We start from the raw sequence: 19,241 nt of genomic DNA on the forward strand, positions 1-19,241 counted from the left end.
AATTTCATGTATATTTTATAAGCTGCTGATTATATTTGTATTATCATTCATTTTTCTAATTTGGAGCAGGGTGAATGTATGGCGAACAAATTCTTTTCATTAATATTAAAAAGATTACATATACAAGCAACAAAAGAAGCTCGATCTTATATCGAGACTTTCTTTATAGTTCTGTTTGTATATTTCCTGTCAGGTGTTAAAAAAGTTGTGGCACTTGATGTTAGATTCCTGTGGTAGATTTTCCCCTTTCATTTTTTTTTTAAAAACCGGCAGGATGCGTACCGAGAGCAATACGGCATACACCCAAGCCGGATAAAGATTAGAAAATAATATCAATAGCCTCTAGCTCATCTTGCTCCTGTTCGGATTGGCCGTTCAGGGAAATATCCTTGAGCAGCACCGAAGGCTGTTCGCCAATTTGGGTGATGATCACGAGCAGGTCCTGAGCGAAATTGTCGATCAGATTGCGCGTAAACAACTTCGTCGCATATTCAAACTGCCCGTTCATTCCCTCATCCAGCAACGAAATGACCAAGGTAAGGTCAAATTGGGAAACCGCTTGCGTTTCCGGATAAGATTCGATCTGGATATCCCCGAAGTTTTGAACGTTATCTTCCTTCGTTTCCAGCGCAAACATGACATCAAATACAGGATTGCGGCTTTGATCTCGCGGCACCTGCAGCTTTTTCACAAGCTCTTCAAACGGATAATCCTGGTGGTCGTAGGCCCCCAGCATCGTTTCTTTGACTTCGTTCAAGTAAACAAGGAACGTCTTCTCCCCGGATGGATAATGGCGAATCGCCAACGTGTTGACAAACATTCCGATGAGCGGCTCCAGGTCGGCATGTGTGCGGCCCGAAACCGGTGTGCCTACAATGAAATCTTCTTGTCCCGAGTACTTGCTGAGCAGGATTGAATAGGCCGCCGATAACACCATATATAGGGTAACACCGTTCTCATCGGCAATGCGCTGCAAGTTGTCCGTCATCTGCTTGTCGATACTGAAAGGCAGCACATCTCCCTCAAAGCTGCGAGCGGCAGATCTGACAAAGTCCGTAGGTAGCTCAAGCGTTGGCAGTTCACCTTCCAGCATGTCCAGCCAGTAGGCTTCCTGGCGTTTCAGCCGTTCTTTTACAGGTTCGGACTGCTGCCAAGTGGCAAATTCCTTGTATTGAATCCGAAGCGGTTCCAGCGTCTCACCGTTATACAGGCGTAGCAGCTCTTCGATGAAGATACCCATCGACATGCCATCCGTGACGATATGATGAATGTCCAGCATAAGCAGATGACGTTCCGCTTCCCATTCAACTAAGCCCACACGCAGCAGCGGCGGCTGCTCCAAATCAAAGACACGTACAAAGGCATCCGCAATGCTTTTCGTTTCACTTTCCGTCGCCTTTGTATACTCGACGGCAAACTCCAAGTCCGAATAAATACGTTGTACCGGTTCGCCGTCGACCATTTCGAAGCCGGTTCGCAAAACTTCGTGACGAGCGATTAATCCTTTGAGCGCCGCCTCGAATTGATTCCGCTCCAAGCGCCCGACGAGAACCGTCATGCCGGACATGTTGTAACTAAGCTCGGCCCCTTCCATCTGCTGCTGGATGTACAGCCGCTTTTGCACAGAGGAAAGCGGATAATACTCCCTTTTATCCAGAACCGGAATGGAAAGAAACTCCTGCTGCTCCAATCGGCTAATCACTTCAGCCATCGCTTCAATAGTCGAGTACCGGAATACATCGCGTAGTGGCAGGTCCACGTGCAGCTCCTTGTGCACCTTGCTGACCAGCGTCGTCGCCCGCAGCGAGTGACCGCCGAGGTCGAAGAAGTTGTCCGTCACACCAATCGTAACTGACCCAAGCACGTCCTGCCAGATGGAGACCAGTTTCGTCTCCAGATCGGTGCGCGGCGCCACGTATTCGCGTCCTGCACTTGCTCCCTCTTCCGGCGTCGGCAGCGCTCTCCGGTCGATTTTCCCGTTTGGTGTCAGAGGTAAATGCTCCAGCTCCACAAAGTACGACGGGATCATGTAACCTGGCAGCTCGCTGGAGATCGCTCGTTTCAGGTCGGCCGCCGTCAGTTCGATATCCGTTGTGTAGTAGGCGCACAGCGCCTTTTGACCGTTCGCATCACTTCGAACCAGCACCACCGCTTCGCGTATACCTACCACCCGCAGCAGCTGCGACTCAATCTCACCCGTTTCGATCCGGTAGCCCCGGATTTTCGCTTGATTGTCGATCCGGCCGATGAAGTCCACGTTGCCGTCCTCCATCCACCGCGCCAAATCTCCCGTGCGATATAACCGCTCACCCGCGGTGAAAGGGCTATCTACAAACTTCTCTTCCGTCAGCTCTGGACGGTTCAAGTACCCACGTGCTACCCCAACGCCGCCGATGACCAGTTCGCCCAACACACCGACTGGAACAGGATTTAGATGTGCATCCACGATGTAAAACTTCGCATTCAACCACGCTTTGCCAATCGGCACATGGCCTGTCTGCGGCAGTTTCGCCAATTCTTCGTCATAGAAACTGGAGTCAATTGCCGCTTCCGTCACACCATAGGCGTTAATGATGCGGAACGACGAGCCAAACCGCTCCTGCAAGGTACGGTAATCCGCTACACTGCAGCTGTCCGAGCTTGTGATCAACAGCTCCATACCGCTTAACTTTTGCCCCTGCTCATGCACGTATTCCATAAACGGCACGATCAGTGCTGGTGTTGATTCAAAGATCGTCACTTGCTCCTGCTCTATCCAGTGGTGCAGACGAGACGGATCAATCCGGTCGTCCTTCGGTACAATGACCATGGTGCCTCCGTTATACAACGTGCGTGCGATATCGCCCACGAAAACATCAAACGAGAAGCTTGCGAGTTGCAGCAGTCGCACCGGGAACTGATCCAACCGGTATTCCCGTCGGTAGCCCGCTGCCGTGTTCACTAGGCTGCGATGCTCGATCATCACGCCTTTTGGCTTGCCCGTCGTTCCCGACGTGTAGATGACGTACGCCAGATCCTCCGGACGGGCTTCATGGAAGCTGTCCATACCGACAATATCAACATCATTTGGATGACTCTCGCCATCACCGTTCACAGCCCCCGTTAGCTTGCCGTTGACTCGATCGGGAGCACTGTTGGAGCCTTGGCCAAAGTCCATTGGCACATTGCTTCGTTCCTCGCTGTATGACGTTTCGTCGTCAAGATACAGCACCGTCGCCAGTGCCAGTTCCTCTTCACCGAGCCAGGCTTCGGCACGCTCTCGCAGCGGCGTTTGCGTCAGCAGCACCTTCGCTCCGCTGTCTTCGAGCATAAACCGCACACGGTCTGCCGGATAATCCGGGTCAAGCGGCACATACGCCCCTCCCGCTTTCCAGACGGCCATCACGGCCACCAGCAAATCGACCGAACGCTCGGCGAGAATGCCAACAATCTCCTCCCGACCGATGCCGCTTGCGCGCAGCGTGGCCGACAGACGGTTCGCCCGCTCGTTCAGCTCCACATACGTCAGCCGATCGTTTTCGTAAACGACAGCTTCAGCTTCGGGCGTGTGTTCCGCCTGTTCCTCGAACAGTCGATGGAACGCTGCCATAGGAGCCTGTTCCGGTTGCGCAGGGTTAAACGCGCCGACAATCTGCTCTTTTTCCTCTGCCGTTAACAAGTTCAGCTCGGCAATAGTCGCCGACGGGTTGCAGAGAATGGATTCAAGCAGCTGCAAGTAGTGAACAGCCAATTTCTCCACCGTTTCGGTTTTGTATAGAGCTGTGGCGTATTCAAACAGATATTCCAAGCCGTCCTCAATCTCGGTGACGTCCAAGCTGAGATCGAATTTGGAAACAATTTCTTCGCTGGCATACGTCGACAGATGCAGTCCCGGAAGCTGAATTTCCACATTTTCTGTATTCTGCAAAGCAAACATCGTATCAAACAGTGGATGACGGCGTAGATCACGAGCCACGTTTACCTTATCCACCAGTTCCTCAAACGGATAATTCTGATGTTCAAAAGCACCAAGCGTTGTCTCCTTGATTTCCTTCAAGTAGTCAAGGAACGTTTTACCGGCAGCCGGGTAACTGCGGATGGCCAATGTATTAACGAACATCCCGATCAGCGGTTGAACGTCACTGTGATTTCTGCCCGCAATCGGCGTACCAACCACCACGTCTTCCTGACCTGAATATTTATGCAGAAGCACGTTATACGCCGCAAGCAGAACCATGTAAAGCGTTGCGCCGTTTTCAGCTGCAAGCCGTTTCAGACCTTCGCTTTTCTCAATATTCATAAACAATTGCAGCGTGCGGCCCTCATAGCTCTGCATAGCAGGGCGCGGATAGTCCGTCGGCATTTCCAGAACTGGCAGTTCTCCGCGGAACATGTCAATCCAGTAGGCTTCCTGCTTGGCAAGCTGCGTTTTCTGCTCGTCCGATTGCTGCCATACTGCATAATCTTTGTACTGAATGCGGAGTGGCTTGAGCGGCTCCCCGCTGTACAAGTGCACAAACTCTTCGATCAGTACGTCCATTGAAACGCCGTCCGATACGATATGATGTGTATCGAACATCAGGATGTGCCGGTCCGGCGCGAGTTCGGCAATGCCCACCCGCAGAAGTGGCGGCTTCGCTAGATCAAACGCACGAACAAATTGGCGCACCGTTTCTTCCGCCTGCTCCCCGCTGATCTGCACATATTCCACCTGGAAGGTGACTTCTTCGTAAATCCGCTGAACCGCTTCGCCCTCAACCATCTCAAAGCCGGTACGCAGCGTTTCATGACGAGCTACAAGCCCGCGGAATGCTTCTTCAAACTGCTGCCGGTTGAGCTGCCCTTCGAGCAGCATAGCTCCTGGTATGTTGTAGCTCAGCTCGCCTCCTTCCAGCTGGTTCAAAATATAGAGACGTTTCTGCGCAGAAGAGAGCGGATAATACTCGCTAGGTTCCGCAGCCGGAATAGCCATAAACGAGCCGATCTCCAAATGCTCCATAGCCACAGCCATTTCCTCAACTGTCGAGTAGCGGAATACGTCGCGAAGCGGGAATTGGGCGCCCAGCTCCTTATGCATTTTGCTGACAAGTGTTGTCGCCCGCAGGGAGTGTCCTCCGAGGTCGAAGAAGTTGTCCGTTACGCCTACCGCCTTCTCCCGAACAAGCACTTCCTGCCAAATGACGGCCAGTTTTGCCTCCAGTTCGGTGCGCGGTGCCACGTATTCGCGGCCTCCGCCTGCTCCCCCTTCCGGCGCTGGCAGCGCCTTCCGGTCAATTTTCCCATTTGGCGTTAGAGGCAATTGCTCCAGTTCGACGAAATACGACGGAATCATGTATCCCGGTAGCTCGCTGGAGATCGCCCGTTTCAAATCTGCCGCCGTCAAGCCTTTTTCCACTGTATAATAAGCGCACAACGCTTTCTGCCCTTCTTGATCTTCCCTGACAACAACGACCGCTTCCTTCACGCCACCTACACTCAGCAACTTTGCTTCGACTTCGCCCGTCTCGATCCGGTAGCCCCGGATTTTTGCCTGGTTATCGATCCGCCCGATGAAGTCCACGTTGCCGTCCTCCATCCACCGCGCCAAGTCTCCTGTGCGATACAGTCGCTCACCAGCGGTGAAAGGACTGTCTACAAACTTCTCATCCGTCAGCTCTGGACGGTTCAAGTACCCGCGCGCCACACTGAATCCGCCGATAACCAATTCGCCCAGCACGCCGACTGGCACCGGGTTCAGATGTGCATCCACGATGTAAAACTTCGCATTCAACCACGCTTTGCCAATCGGCACATGGCCTGTCTGCGGCAGTTTCGCCAACTGCTCGTCATAGAAACTGGAGTCAATTGCCGCTTCCGTCACGCCGTAGGCGTTGATGATGCGGAACAACGAGCCAAACCGTTCCTGTAAGGTCCGGTAATCTGCCACACTGCAGCTGTCCGAGCTTGTAATCAACAGCTCCATACTGCTTAACTCTAGCCCCTGCTCATGCACGTATTCCATGAACGGCACGATCAGTGCTGGTGTTGATTCAAAGATCGTAACTTGCTCCCGCTCTAACCAGTAGTGCAGACGAGACGGATCAATCCGATCGTCCTTCGGTACAATGACCATCGTGCCGCCGTTGTACAACGTCCGCGCGATATCGCCCACGAATACGTCAAACGAGAAGCTGGCGAGCTGCAACAGCCTTACCGGGAACTGATCCAACCGGTATTCCCGCCGGTAACCCGCCGCCGTGTTCACTAGACTGCGGTGCTCGATCATCACGCCTTTTGGCTTGCCCGTCGTTCCCGACGTGTAGATGACATACGCCAAGTCCTCCGGACGGGCTTCATGAAAGCTGTCCATGCCGACAACATCAACATCATTTGGTTGACTCTCATTACGGTAGTTCACAGCACCCGTCAGCTCGCTGGAGATCAGACCTGAAACCATGCTGGAGCCTTGGCCGAAGTCCATTGGTGCATTCGCTCGATCTTCGCTGTATGACGTTTCGTCATCGAGATACAGCACCTTCTCCAGTGCTAGTTCCTCTTCGCCGAGCCAGGATTCGGCACGCTCTCGCAGCAGCGTTTGTGTCAGCAGTACCTTCGCTCCGCTGTCTTCCAGCATGAACCGCACGCGGTCCGCCGGATAATCCGGGTCAAGCGGTACATACGCCCCTCCCGCTTTCCAGACGGCCATCACGGCCACCAGCAAATCGACCGAACGCTCGGCGAGAATGCCAACGATGGTCTCCCGGCCTATTCCGCTTGCACGTAGCGTGGTCGACAGGCGGTTCGCCCGCTCGTTCAGCTCCGCATACGTCAGCCGATCCTTCTCGTATACGATGGCCTCCGCTTCCGGCGTGCGTTCCGCCTGTTCCTCGAACAGTCGATGGAACGCTGCCACAGGAGCCACTTCCGGCTGCACCGGATTAAACACGCCGACAATTTCTTCTTTTTCCGCCGCCGTCAAAAGCTCTAACTCATGTACACGAACATTCGGATTAGCCGCAACCTGCTCCAATGCACGGGCAAAATGACCGTGGATCTGCCTGATGTCTTGATCTCTGAATGTCAGTGCATTGTACGTAAACCGCAGCAAAATATGCTCTTCCGGAATGACCGTAATGTCCAGATCGTAGTTCGTTTGTTCCGGCGATTGGATATTAGCGATTTTCAGCGCTTCTTGGCCTCCGCCGACAACCTGCTCAATCTGTTCTTCCATCGGATAATTTTCAAAGACCATAATATGGTTGATCAAGTCGCGCTTTTGCTCGCTCAGCGACTGAATTTCGAAGAGCGGGAACGTTTCGTAAGCTCCCGATGTCAGCGCTTGATCCTGGGTTTTTCTCAAAATATCGGCTACCGTCTCCTCGGCTTTGCCTTGAATACGGACGGGGATCGTATTAATAAACAGACCGATCATGCTTTCGATACCCGGAATCTCCGCTGGACGCCCGGATACGACGGAGCCAAATACAACATCATCGCTGTTGTTGTATACCTGCAGAACCAGTCCCCATACGGTCTGCATGAATGTATTAAGCGTCACCTGATGCTGGCGCGCCACCCGCTCGATTTGCCCAGTCAGTCCCTTGCTGAGTTCCACATCGATTTCAGCCATTTCAAAAGTATGCTGTTTCAGCTGCGTTCTCTCCTGCGGCAGCTTGGTCTGCTGATCGTAACCCGCCAAATACTCCGACCAGTAACCCGAAGCTTTCGCTACATCTTGAGCTTCCAGCCATTCGATATATCGGGAGTACGAGGTAACCGGAGGAAGCTCCAGCGTCCGCTGCTCCTGGAACGCGAAGTAGGTGTCGAACACTTCCTTGATCATTAAGGACATGCACCAGCCGTCCAACAAAATGTGATGGTGACTCCAGATCACTTGGTAGGACTCGTCGCCCGTACGCAAAACTGTAACGCGCATCAGAGAGCCTTGAGCCAAATCGAACTTGTTCGCTTTATCCGCGCTGACAAAATCGGCTATCGTCTTCTCCGGGTCTTCATCGCTTACTAAGCGAATATCTTCGAAGTATACTTCACATTTCCGCTCGCGGAATACCACTTGAATCGGCTCGTCTCTCCAGCCGGTAATAAAGTTCGTCCGCAGCGCCTCATTTCGCTGTACCAGCGTATCCAATCCGCGGGTGAAGGCTTCCACATTCAGGCTTCCATACAGATCGAAGGTCACCTGTTCGAAGTAGGCTTCCGAATCGGCATCCAGCAAGCTGTGGAACAACATCCCTTTTTGCAGCGGAGTCAGGGTGTATACATTCTCCAGTTCGCCGAGTGCCGTCGTATGTTCTGACAGCCGCTCCAGTTCCTCCACCGTCACATCTTGAAGCAGTACGTCACTAGGCGTAAGCTCCGGCCGCTCTTTCGATACGCAATGGCTGATGACTTCACGCAAACTCGATTGAAGCAGGGTGCCCAGGCGCTCAACCGTCTCCCGTTGATACTGGGTTTCCCCATAACGGATCGTAAGTTCCAACACGCCTTCCGATACCACACCGTTGATATCGAGGACATAATTCATCACAGCATTCGGGCTTGAATCGGAGCCCGGACTGAACGGAGAAGGCTGCGAGCCGCTGCTTTCGTAATCCTGGTCGAACTGACCCAGATAGTTAAAACTGATCTCCGGCTCTAAAGCAAAGCGCTCGCCGTCATGCGGCGCCGACAAATAACGCAGGATGCCGTAGCCGATTCCTTTGTTCGGAATGCGGCGCAAGCTTTCTTTCACCTGTTTCACCTGATGACCGAGCGCCTGGACGTGACCCGGCTCCAGAACGACAGGGAATTGGCTTGTAAACCAGCCTACCGTCCGCGTAATGTCCACATCCGGCAAAAGTTCTTCCCGACCGTGGCCTTCGAGATTCACCAGCACGCGTTCCCGACCGCTCCAAGCTTGTACCGCGAGGCCAAGCGCGGCAAGCAGCAAATCGTTCATTTCCGTATGGTAAGCACGGTGTGCCTGCTTCAGCAGCTGTTCGGTTTCCTCCGCCGTCCAGCGGACGGTCACGATCCCGCTGTCCTTCAGCTTGGATCTGCCTTGTTCAAAATCTTTCGGAAGCGGCTCATAGGTCAATTGCTCGATATGCTGCCAATACGCTCTCTCGCTTTCCATCGCCGGACCATTCGCATAATCAGCGAGCTGTTTCGCCCACGTTTGGAATGAATCCGTTTTGAGCGGCAGACGGATCAGCTGCCCTTGCAGCGCCTGCTCATAGCCGGCAGCAAAATCCTCAAGCAGAATCCGCCAGGATACGCCGTCTACGACCAAGTGGTGGATCGCGATCAGCAGATGATCTCCATCCGCACAACGGAACAAGCCGAGCTTCAGCAAAGGCCCTGCCTGCAGGTCAATGCTGCGCTGAAGCTCGTTCGCCTTGGCTTCGATCGCCTGCGCGCAGTCCGTCATTCCGCGGAAATCGATCACTTCTAGGCTGTAGAGCTCGCCGTCACTTTCCTCGATTGCCCGGTTCCATGCCGCATACCCGCTCACGGTCCGGCTGAAGACGAGGCGCAGCGCATCGTGATGCTCGGCCAGCTTCCGCACGGCCTGACGAAGTGCCGCTTCGTCATAGCCTTCCTCCCGGTACAGCATCACCGCCTGGTTAAAGTGGTGCAGCTCGGCGAACGACTGCTCGAAGAACCAGCGCTGAATCGGCGTCAGCCCCGTCTCTCCCGTAGCTGCCCCCTGATCGGCGCGTCTTAAGACCGACTGGAGATACGGGCTTAATTCCGCTACGGTCGGATATTTGAACAAATGCTTAATTTCCAGCTTGTACCCGGCCTGATGTAGCCTGGACGACACCTGGATCGATTTAATTGAATCCCCGCCGAGCTCGAAGAAATTGTCCATCACGCCGATCGGACGACCCGTTCCCAGCACCTTTTGCCACACCGCAACCAACGTCTGCTCCGCCGCCGTCCGGGGTGCCACGTATTCCGTTCCAACGAGCATACTGCTTTCCGGTGCGGGCAGCGCCTTGCGGTCGAGCTTCCCGCTGTGTGTGAGGGGCATCCGCTCCAGCTGCACGAAGTAGGACGGAATCATGTACGCAGGCAGATCCTCCGCCAGCGCGCTTCGCAGCTCGCTCGCCGCAAGCGGCTTGTCCGCCACGAAGTACGCGCAGAGCTGCTTCTGACCGGCTTCGTCCTCTCTGGCGATGACAACCCCCTCTTGGACGGACGCCGCTTTCAGGACCTGTGCCTCCACCTCGCCGAGTTCGATCCGGTACCCGCGGATTTTCACCTGATGGTCGATCCGGCCCATATACTCGATGTTGCCGTCCGGCAGCCATCTGGCCAGATCGCCCGTCCGGTACATCCGCCCGCCCGGCGCAAACGGACATTCTACGAATTTCTCCGCGGTCAGCTCGGGACGGTTCAAGTAGCCTCTAGCCAGACCTTCGCCCGCGATGCACAGCTCGCCCGGCACGCCGACCGGCTGCAGCGCTGTCGTCCCTTCCTTGACAATATGCAGCCGGATGTTCGAGATCGGCTTGCCGATCGGCACCGATACATACGCCTCTTCCGGTCCGCATTCGTAGTACGAGACATCAACCGTCGCTTCCGTAGGCCCATAAAGGTTGATCAGCTGCGCTTGATTCACGGATGACGAAATCCACTGCCAGAACCGGCTCACATGCGATGTCGCCAGCGCTTCCCCGCTTGCAAACACCCGTTTCAGCGAAGACAGCTTGTTACCCAGATCTTCGCTCGGCTGACGCTCGACATATTCGAGGAAGACGTGCAGCATCGACGGCACAAAGTGCATCGTCGTGACGGCTTGCCGTTCGATCGTGTCCAGAATCGTCTCGGGATTCTTCTCTCCGCCCGGCGGCAGCAAGCAAACTTTGGCCCCCGTCCAAGCCCACCAAAACAGCTCCCACACGGAAACGTCGAAGGTGATCGCCGTCTTTTGCAGAATCGTATCCCTGGAGTCGATCGGGTATGCATTCTGCATCCACAGCAGCCGGTTGATCACCGGACGGTGCTCCACCATGACGCCTTTGGGCTTGCCTGTCGAGCCCGATGTGTAAATGACGTAGGCCAAGTGCTCCGGTCCGCTCGCCGGCTCCAGGTTCGAGCCGTCTTCGTCATACGCGGATGGATCGTTCAGATCGACGAGCGATAGACCGCCAAGTGGCTCTGTCCCGGTAAATGACGCGCTTTCCCGCAAATGGCTCTGAATCAGCAGCAGCCTAGCGCCCGAATCTTCGAGCATGTAGCGGATGCGCTCCAGCGGGAATTGCGGGTCGATCGGCACGTAGGCGCCCCCGGCCTTCAAGATCGCATAGATGCCGACAATCATCTCCAGCGAGCGCTCGGCCATGATCGCGATCGGCTGATCGGCCTGCGCGCCAGAGGCACGCAAGGATCTCGCCAGCCGGTTCGCCCGCTCGTTCAACTCCCGGTAAGTCAGGCTGCTGTCCTCATAGACAACGGCCACCTGCTCAGGCGTTCGCTCTGCTTGCTCCTCGAACAGCTCGTGGATCGTTCTCTCTCTCCACGACTCATCCGCTTCCAAGCCTGGACCCTCTAAGGCGGATTGCTTCGCCAGAGCCGAAGACGACACGGCAAACCCGACCAGCAAATCATGCTTTTCGCTGTCCTTCAAGATGTTCAAATCCGAGATCGTCGCACCCGGCTGAGCCAGGATCGATGCCAAAAGCTGCTCGTAATGACCCGCCAGCCGTACCATCGTTTCCTGTCTAAACAACGAGGTAGCGTACTCGATCTTGCAAACCAGCTCGTTACCCTCTTCCACGATATCCAGGCTAAGATCAAACTTTGCTCTCTTTTCCTCGATGTCAAACAGCGACCATTGCAAGCCTTCCAGGGCTAAATCCAGGCTTTCGTGCTTTTGCAAAGAAAACATGGTGTCAAACAACGGATTCCGGCTTAAATTCCGGCTCACCTGAAGAGCTTCTACCAGCTCCTCGAACGGATAGTCCTGGTGCTCGTAGGCTCCAAGCGTCGTTTCCTTCACATCCTGCAAGTAATCCAGGAACGTCTGCTCTGCCGTCGGACCCAAGCGAAGGGCCAGCGTATTGACAAACATGCCGATAATCGGTTGCAGGTCGGCGTGAGAACGAGCGGCAATCGGAGTGCCGACTACGATATCTTCCTGTCCCGCGTATTTATGAAGCAATACGGAGTAAGCAGCCAGCAGAAGCATGTACAGCGTCGCCCCCGAATCTCCGGCAAGCCGTTTTAGAGCTTCGCTTTTCTCCGCATCCAGCGCGAACGTGAGCGTTTGACCGTCAAACTGCCGGACGGCTGGGCGGGAAAAGTCAAGAGGCAGCTCAAGAACCGGAAGCTCGGAGCTGAATACCCCGCGCCAGTATTCCTCCTGCCGTTTGATACGCTGACATTGCTCGTCGGATTGCTGCCAAACGGCGTAATCCTTGTATTGAATCCGTAGCTCCGGCAATTCTTCCCCATTGTAAAGCCCCACAAATTCGCGTAGCAGCACGTCCATGGAAAGACCGTCCGAACCAATATGATGCATATCCAGCGCCAGCAGGAATTTCTCTTTCTCAAGTATGATCAGCAGGGCGCGCAGCAAAGGCGGCTGGGTCAAGTCAAAAGGCTGAATGAAACCTTCCAGAATGGCCGCGACCTGATCTTTGCTTGCTTGAAGCTTCTCGACCTTGAAATCTACGAGCGGATGAATACGCTGAACCGGCTCTCCATTCACGATTTCAAAACCCGTGCGCAGCATATCGTGTCGGGCCACCAAAGTAGTCAGCGCCTTTTCCACTTTGGCCTCGTTCAAATTCCCTTTCAATTGCAAGGCGCTCGGAATGTTGTAATTCAGCTCCGAGCTATCTAGCTGGTGCAGGACATACAGCCTTTTTTGCGCAGAGGAAACTGGATAGTACGCTTTCTCTTCCGCTTTTGGAATCGAGCTGTGCTGCGATTCTTTCAAGCTGGCAATAGCTTCTGCCATAGATTCTACCGTCATATAGCGGAACACATCGCGCAGCGGAAGTTCAACGTTCATTTCCTTCCGAATCTTGCTGACAAGGTTTGTCGCCCGCAAGGAATGCCCTCCGAGCTCAAAGAAATTGTCCAGGACTCCAATGCCGGAGTTGCCCAGCACTTCCTCCCAGATCTTCACAAGCTGGGACTCCGTAAGGTTACGAGGAGCTACGTATTCGACGCCCGTTTGCAGGCTACCTTGCGGCTCCGGCAGCGCTTTGCGGTCCACTTTGCCGTTAGACGTCAGCGGCATGCGCTCCAGCTGCACGAAATACGACGGGATCATGTATCCCGGCATTCCCTGTGCCAGCGAGGTTCTCATTTCGCTGACTGTCAGCATCCGGTCTGCAACAAAGTAGGCAACAAGTGCCTTCTCTCTTTCGTTGTCCTGACGGGCGAGCACCACCGCTTCTTCCACGCCCTCCACGTTCAGAAGTTGCGTCTCGATTTCGTCCAGCTCAATCCGGTACCCGCGGATTTTGACCTGATGGTCGATCCGGCCGAGGTATTCAATGTTGCCGTCCGGTAGCCAGGCCGCCAAGTCACCCGAACGGTACAGTTTTTCCCCCTCCGCAAACGGGGAATCAACGAACTTTTCCGCCGTCAAATCCGGTCGATTCAGGTATCCTCTTGCCAGGCCTTCACCGGCCACGTACATTTCGCCTGCTACGCCGATCGGAACAGGACGACGGTTTTCATCCAGAACATACACGCTCAGCGTCGGGATCGGCTTGCCGATATTACTCTTTGCCGCCTCCATCTCGATCCATGTAATTTCCTTATACGTCACGTGAACCGTCGTTTCGGTAATACCGTACATATTGATCAGCTTTGTCTCCGGGTACTTCGTCTTGAAACCCTTGAGCAACAGCGGGCTGAGTGCTTCGCCGCCAAAGATGACGTTGCGAATCCGCAGATTGTACGGATGGTCCGCTAAAACCTCACGCAGCAGTTGGTAGAAATATGTTGGCGTCTGGTTCAAAATCGTGACCTGTTCGCGGCTCAGCAGTGCCAGGAACTCGGCCGGATTTTTCGCCGTAAGCGGCGGTACGATAACCAGCTTTCCTCCATTCAGAAGTGCCCCGTACATCTCCCAGACGGAGAAATCGAAGCAGAACGAGTGGAATAACGTCCACGTGTCGGACGGCCCAAAGTCGAACAGGTTCTTGTCGTTGAACAAAAGGCGCACGACGTTTTTATGCTCAATCAACGTGCCTTTGGGTTTGCCGGTCGTTCCCGATGTGTAGATGACATAAGCCAGGTTACCCGGCCCGGAAATCGGTTCTAGATTCGAAGCGTCCAGCGCACCAGCGGAGTCCGCACCTTTGTCGCTCCAAACGAAATCGTCCAATTCAAGGCGCGTTCCTGTGAAGTCGGTCTTCTCATGCAAATGCTTTTGAATCAGCAATAACGGTGCGCCCGAATCCTCAATCATGAAGCGGATGCGTTCCTCCGGGTAGTCGGGATCGACAGGCACGTAGGCTCCGCCCGCTTTGAGAATCGCCAGAATGCCGACGACCATATCAAGTGAACGTTCGGCCAGAATCGCTACCAACTGATCCGCTTCGACTCCTGTCTCCCGCAGCTTACGCGCAAGGCGGTTGGATCGCTCGTTCAGTTCGTGGTAGCTCAACTGCCGCTCATTCATGACGGCGGCCACGTTATCCGGGTAAAGCTTCGCCTGCTCTTCGAACAAGCCATGAATCGTCTGCTGACGCGGGTAGTCTGCCTCCGAATCATTAAAACCGCGCACCAGTTCACGGATTTCCTGCTCGGTTAGCATTTCCAGCGAAGCAATATCCCCTTCCGGCGCTGTTGCGATAGTTTCGAGTAGCTTGTCATAATGTCTGGCGAACCGCTCCGCGGTCTCCTGTTTATACAAAGCCGTAGCGTACTCCAACCGGCATTCGAGCTGACCATCCAGCTCCGAAATATCCAGAAGCAGCTCGAACTTGGACGTTCGGTTTTCCAACGGATAAAACGATTGCTCCAGCCCCTCGATGACAATTTGCTCATTCTCCGTATTTTGCAGAGAGAAGAACGTATCAAAGAGCGGATTCCGGCCGGTCGCGCGCGGAATATGAAGACTTTCCACCAAATCTTCGAACAAATAATTTTGGTGTTCAAAAGCCCCAAGTGTGATTTCCTTCATTTCTTCCAGGTACTTAAGGTACGGCTTGGAACGCTCCGGATGGCTGCGAATGGCAAGCGTGTTGATAAACATACCTACGATTGGCTGCACTTCTTCCTGCGTTCTTCCGGCAATCGGCGTTCCCACGATCAGATCTTCCTGACCCGAATATTTATGCATAAGGATAGAGTAAGCAGACAACAGCACCATGTACAGGGTCGTGCCCGTCCGTGCGGCCAGTTCTTTCAGCTTTTCCGTCCGTTCTTTCCCAATATCAAACTTCACGGTCCGGCCGTCAAAACTTTGCACCGCAGGCCGCGGGAAGTCCGTCGGCAGTTCCAATACAGGCAGCTCGCCCGACAGCTGTTCCAGCCAGTACTCCTTCTGCGGCTGGATCAACTGCCCGTAGGCTTCGGAATGCTGCCAAACGGCATAATCTTTGTATTGAATACGCAACGGAGCCAGCTCCTCACCCCTATACAGGCGGCTGAACTCGTCGAAAAGCAATGCTGTCGAGATGCCATCCGAGACGATGTGATGCATATCGAACAACAGGATGTGGCGATCCTCGGCGACTTCGATCAGGCCGATGCGAAGAAGTGGCGGCTTGGTCAGATCAAACGGGTGAAAGTATGCTTCCATCACTTGGTCCACTTCTCGCTCGCTCGCCTGGAAATAATCTACAGCAAACTCCACCTCGTCATAGATGCGCTGCACAAGCTCACCTTGAACCTGCTCGATCCCGGTACGCAGCGTCTCATGGCGCTGAATCAGGGCCCGGAACGCGTACTCTACGCGCGTGCGGTCCAGCTTGCCTTCGAGAAGAAGCGCCGCTGACATATTATAGCTACGCTCGGCCGCGTCAAGCTGGCGCAGGACGTACAGACGCTTTTGCTCGGATGAAACCGGATAATACTCGGCCTCTGCCGCCTTTATAATCTCATAGGTTTCCTGCTGCTTTAAACCGCTAATTCTTTGGGCAAGCTGTTCGATCGTGGTGTAGCGGAAAACGTCCCGCAGCGGAACCTCGACTTGCAGCTCTTTTCGAATCTTGGAAACAAGCGCGGAGGCCCGCAAGGAATGACCACCCAGGTCAAAGAAATCGTCTTGGACTCCAACTCGCGCAATACCCAGCACCTGCTGCCAAATAAGAGCAAGTCTTGTTTCCAGCGTTGTGCGAGGAGCCACATACTCACGGCCGGCTTCTATCTCTCCGGTCGGCTCAGGTAGCGCTTTACGGTCAATCTTGCCATTCGGTGTGAGCGGAAGCTGATCAAGAGACACCAGTCGGGCCGGGACCATATGGGCCGGCAGCTCTTGCTTCAATTGGGACAGCAGATCGCTCAGCTGCAAGGAAATATCCCCCGCCACGTAACCGCACAAATACTTTTGCCCCTGCTCATCCGTACGGTCAGTCACCACAGCCTGCTTGACCCCCGGGAAACTGAGCAGGGCCGTTTCAATTTCGCCGAGTTCGATCCGGAACCCGCGAATCTTCACCTGATAGTCGATCCGGCCGATGAAGTCAACGTTGCCGTCTTCCAGCCAGCGGGCCAAATCTCCTGTCCGATACAGACGTTCTCCAGGCACAAACGGGCTGTCTGCAAACTTCTCGGTGGTTAGGTCCGGACGGTTCCAATACCCGCGCGCCACCCCAGCGCCGCCGATGACAAGCTCCCCCGGAACCCCTACAGGAACCGGCTTTAACCCGGCATCTACAATGTAAAACCGGGCGTTCAGCCAGGCTTTGCCGATCGGCACATGACCCAACGATGGCAGCTTGTCCAGCGGCTCATCGTAAAAACTGCTGTCAATGGCCGCTTCGGTAACGCCGTAGCTGTTGATGATGCGGAATTGTCCGCCGAATCTTTCCTGAAGCAATCGGTAATCGGTGACACTGCAAGCATCCGAGCTGGTAATCAGCAACTGCATGGAGCTGACGTCCAGTCCTTCTTCATAAATATGCTGCATGAACGGTAGGATGAGCGCAGGTGTCGATTCAAATACCGTAATGTTTTGGTCCCGAATCCAGCCGTATAAGCGGTTCGGATCAATCCGGTCATCCTTTGGCACAATTACCATCGTTCCTCCGTTATACAGCGTCCGCGCGATGTCTCCAACGAACACGTCAAACGAGAAGCTCGCCAGTTGCAGCAACCGCACCGGGAACTGATCCAACCGGTACTCACGGCGGTACGCATCTGCCGTATTCACTAGACTACCATGCTCGATCATGACGCCTTTTGGGCGTCCCGTCGTACCGGAGGTGTAAATCACATAAGCCAAGTCTTGCGGGGCACTGTCAGCAAATTCAAATTCCACGGCTGAGGTATCCCCGTTATACATCTGTTCATCGTCCATCGCATAGACTGCTTGAAGCTTCAGCCGGTCATCGGCCAGCCAACCTCCGGCCCCCTCCAACAGATGACGCTGCGTAAGCAGCACCGATGCTTCGCTATCGCTGAGCATGTACTCAATCCGCTCCGCCGGATAATCGGGGTCCAGCGGTACATAAGCTCCGCCGGCTTTCCATACGGCGAGCACACCGACCAGCAGTTCCACCGAACGCTCTGCCCAGATCCCCGTAATCGTCTCCCTTCCCACGCCCTGTTCACGAAGGAGCGCAGCCAGCCGCTCAGCGCGTTTGTTCAATTCGCCGTAAGTCAGCTTTTTGTCCATGTAAACAACTGCCGGGTGATCCGGAATGTCTCGGGCAAACTTTTTGACATACCGATGAAACGCTATTCCCTCGCTCAGTGCTGCCACCGGCGGGTTAAACACGTCCAGAATACGGTGTCTCTCCTCATCGCTCAACAGAGAAATCTCGCGCACCCGCAGTTCGGGAGTCTCAAGAAACTGGTCCAAAACGGTTACATACTGCTCCATAATGCGATCAATCTCGGTCGTCTCGAACAGGCCGGTACGATAGGAAGCATGGAGAATGACATGGCCTTCATTCAGCATATGGTCGAAGCGCAGCAGTAGATCGTCCATCTCGTGCCTAGCAAAGTGAGCCTCCAGACGTACCTTGATTTCTTCATACTCCACGATTTTCAAAGGCAGATATTCAAGTGACGTGCGGAACAACTCCGAAAGATCGTTGCGGCCGTGTTGTTCACGTAAATCCTGGATCAGTTGGTTATAAGGATATTTCTGATGCCGCAGATCCGCCGTATTTTCCTTGGAAACCGTTTGGATCAAGGAAAGCACGGACTCAACTGGATTCAGGCTAATCCGCGTAGCCACGGTGCTGACGAACATACCGATCGTTTCTTTTTCCTTCTTGCTGGTGCGATTGGCAAAAACCGTGCCGACTGGAACATCGGTGCTGTCGGTCAGCTTATACAATAAGACGTACATGGCGGACAAAAATAACGTATATAAACTAACCTGATATTGTTCGCTAAAAGCCAGAATGCGGTCATAGCGGGAACCATCCAAAGTGATGGAACGTTTATTCGATTCGCTGCCAATCGAGAATGGCGGAACCGATTTAATGCCGCTCGTTTCAGGCAAAGTCTTGTACTTGGTTAGCCAATATTCCTTGCCTTTTTGATAACGCTGCGATTGCTCATATTCATGCTCAGTTGAAATATAATCCAGATAGGATGGGGCCTGGTAACTGCTGAAGATGCCATTGCGCAGTTCCAGGTATTTTTCCATCACCGCATGCAGCAAAGCAGTGACGGACAAGCCATCGGCGATGATATGATTTATAGTCAAATTAAGCCATACTTGGCCGTTCGCAAAATGGATCATCGTAAATTGATAGAGGTGTTCGTCGAACACACTCGCCGGTTTTTCGGTTACTTCTTTCACCCAAGCATAGAATTGTTCGGTTGTGCCTATTTCGAGGTGGCTTATCCTGGTTTGGACATTCTCCAGCTCTTCGAACCACTGCGTTGGATTCTGCATATCCCCGCTAATGCGGATTCGGAAAGCGTCATAGGTTTTGACAATCTCTGCCGCCGCTTGCTCAAGCAGCTTGGTGTCGATCTCGCCCGTAATCTGGTAGGTCGCGGAAAGCATCGTGATGGATGTGCCCGGATTCATAATTTCCATGAACCATATCCGGCGCTGGGCTTGCGTTAATCCATATTGCTTGTTCGTATTCTCTCTCACATCGACACACTCCCGTATTAGAGATTGT

Annotated in this window: 1 protein-coding gene; it reads right to left on the minus strand. The window is 54.0% G+C overall.

Translation table 11 applies throughout. The features are described from left to right. Positions 1–319 precede the first annotated feature (319 nt). Positions 320–19,213 carry a non-ribosomal peptide synthetase gene (locus NST38_RS26590; RefSeq protein ID WP_341344183.1) on the minus strand — a complete coding sequence of 6,298 codons (18,894 nt, stop codon included), beginning with the start codon at positions 19,211–19,213 and terminating at the stop codon, positions 320–322. Positions 19,214–19,241 lie beyond the last annotated feature (28 nt).

It is taken from the genome of Paenibacillus sp. FSL H8-0104, from assembly GCF_038050215.1.
Classification (GTDB): Bacteria; Bacillota; Bacilli; order Paenibacillales; family Paenibacillaceae; genus Paenibacillus; species Paenibacillus amylolyticus.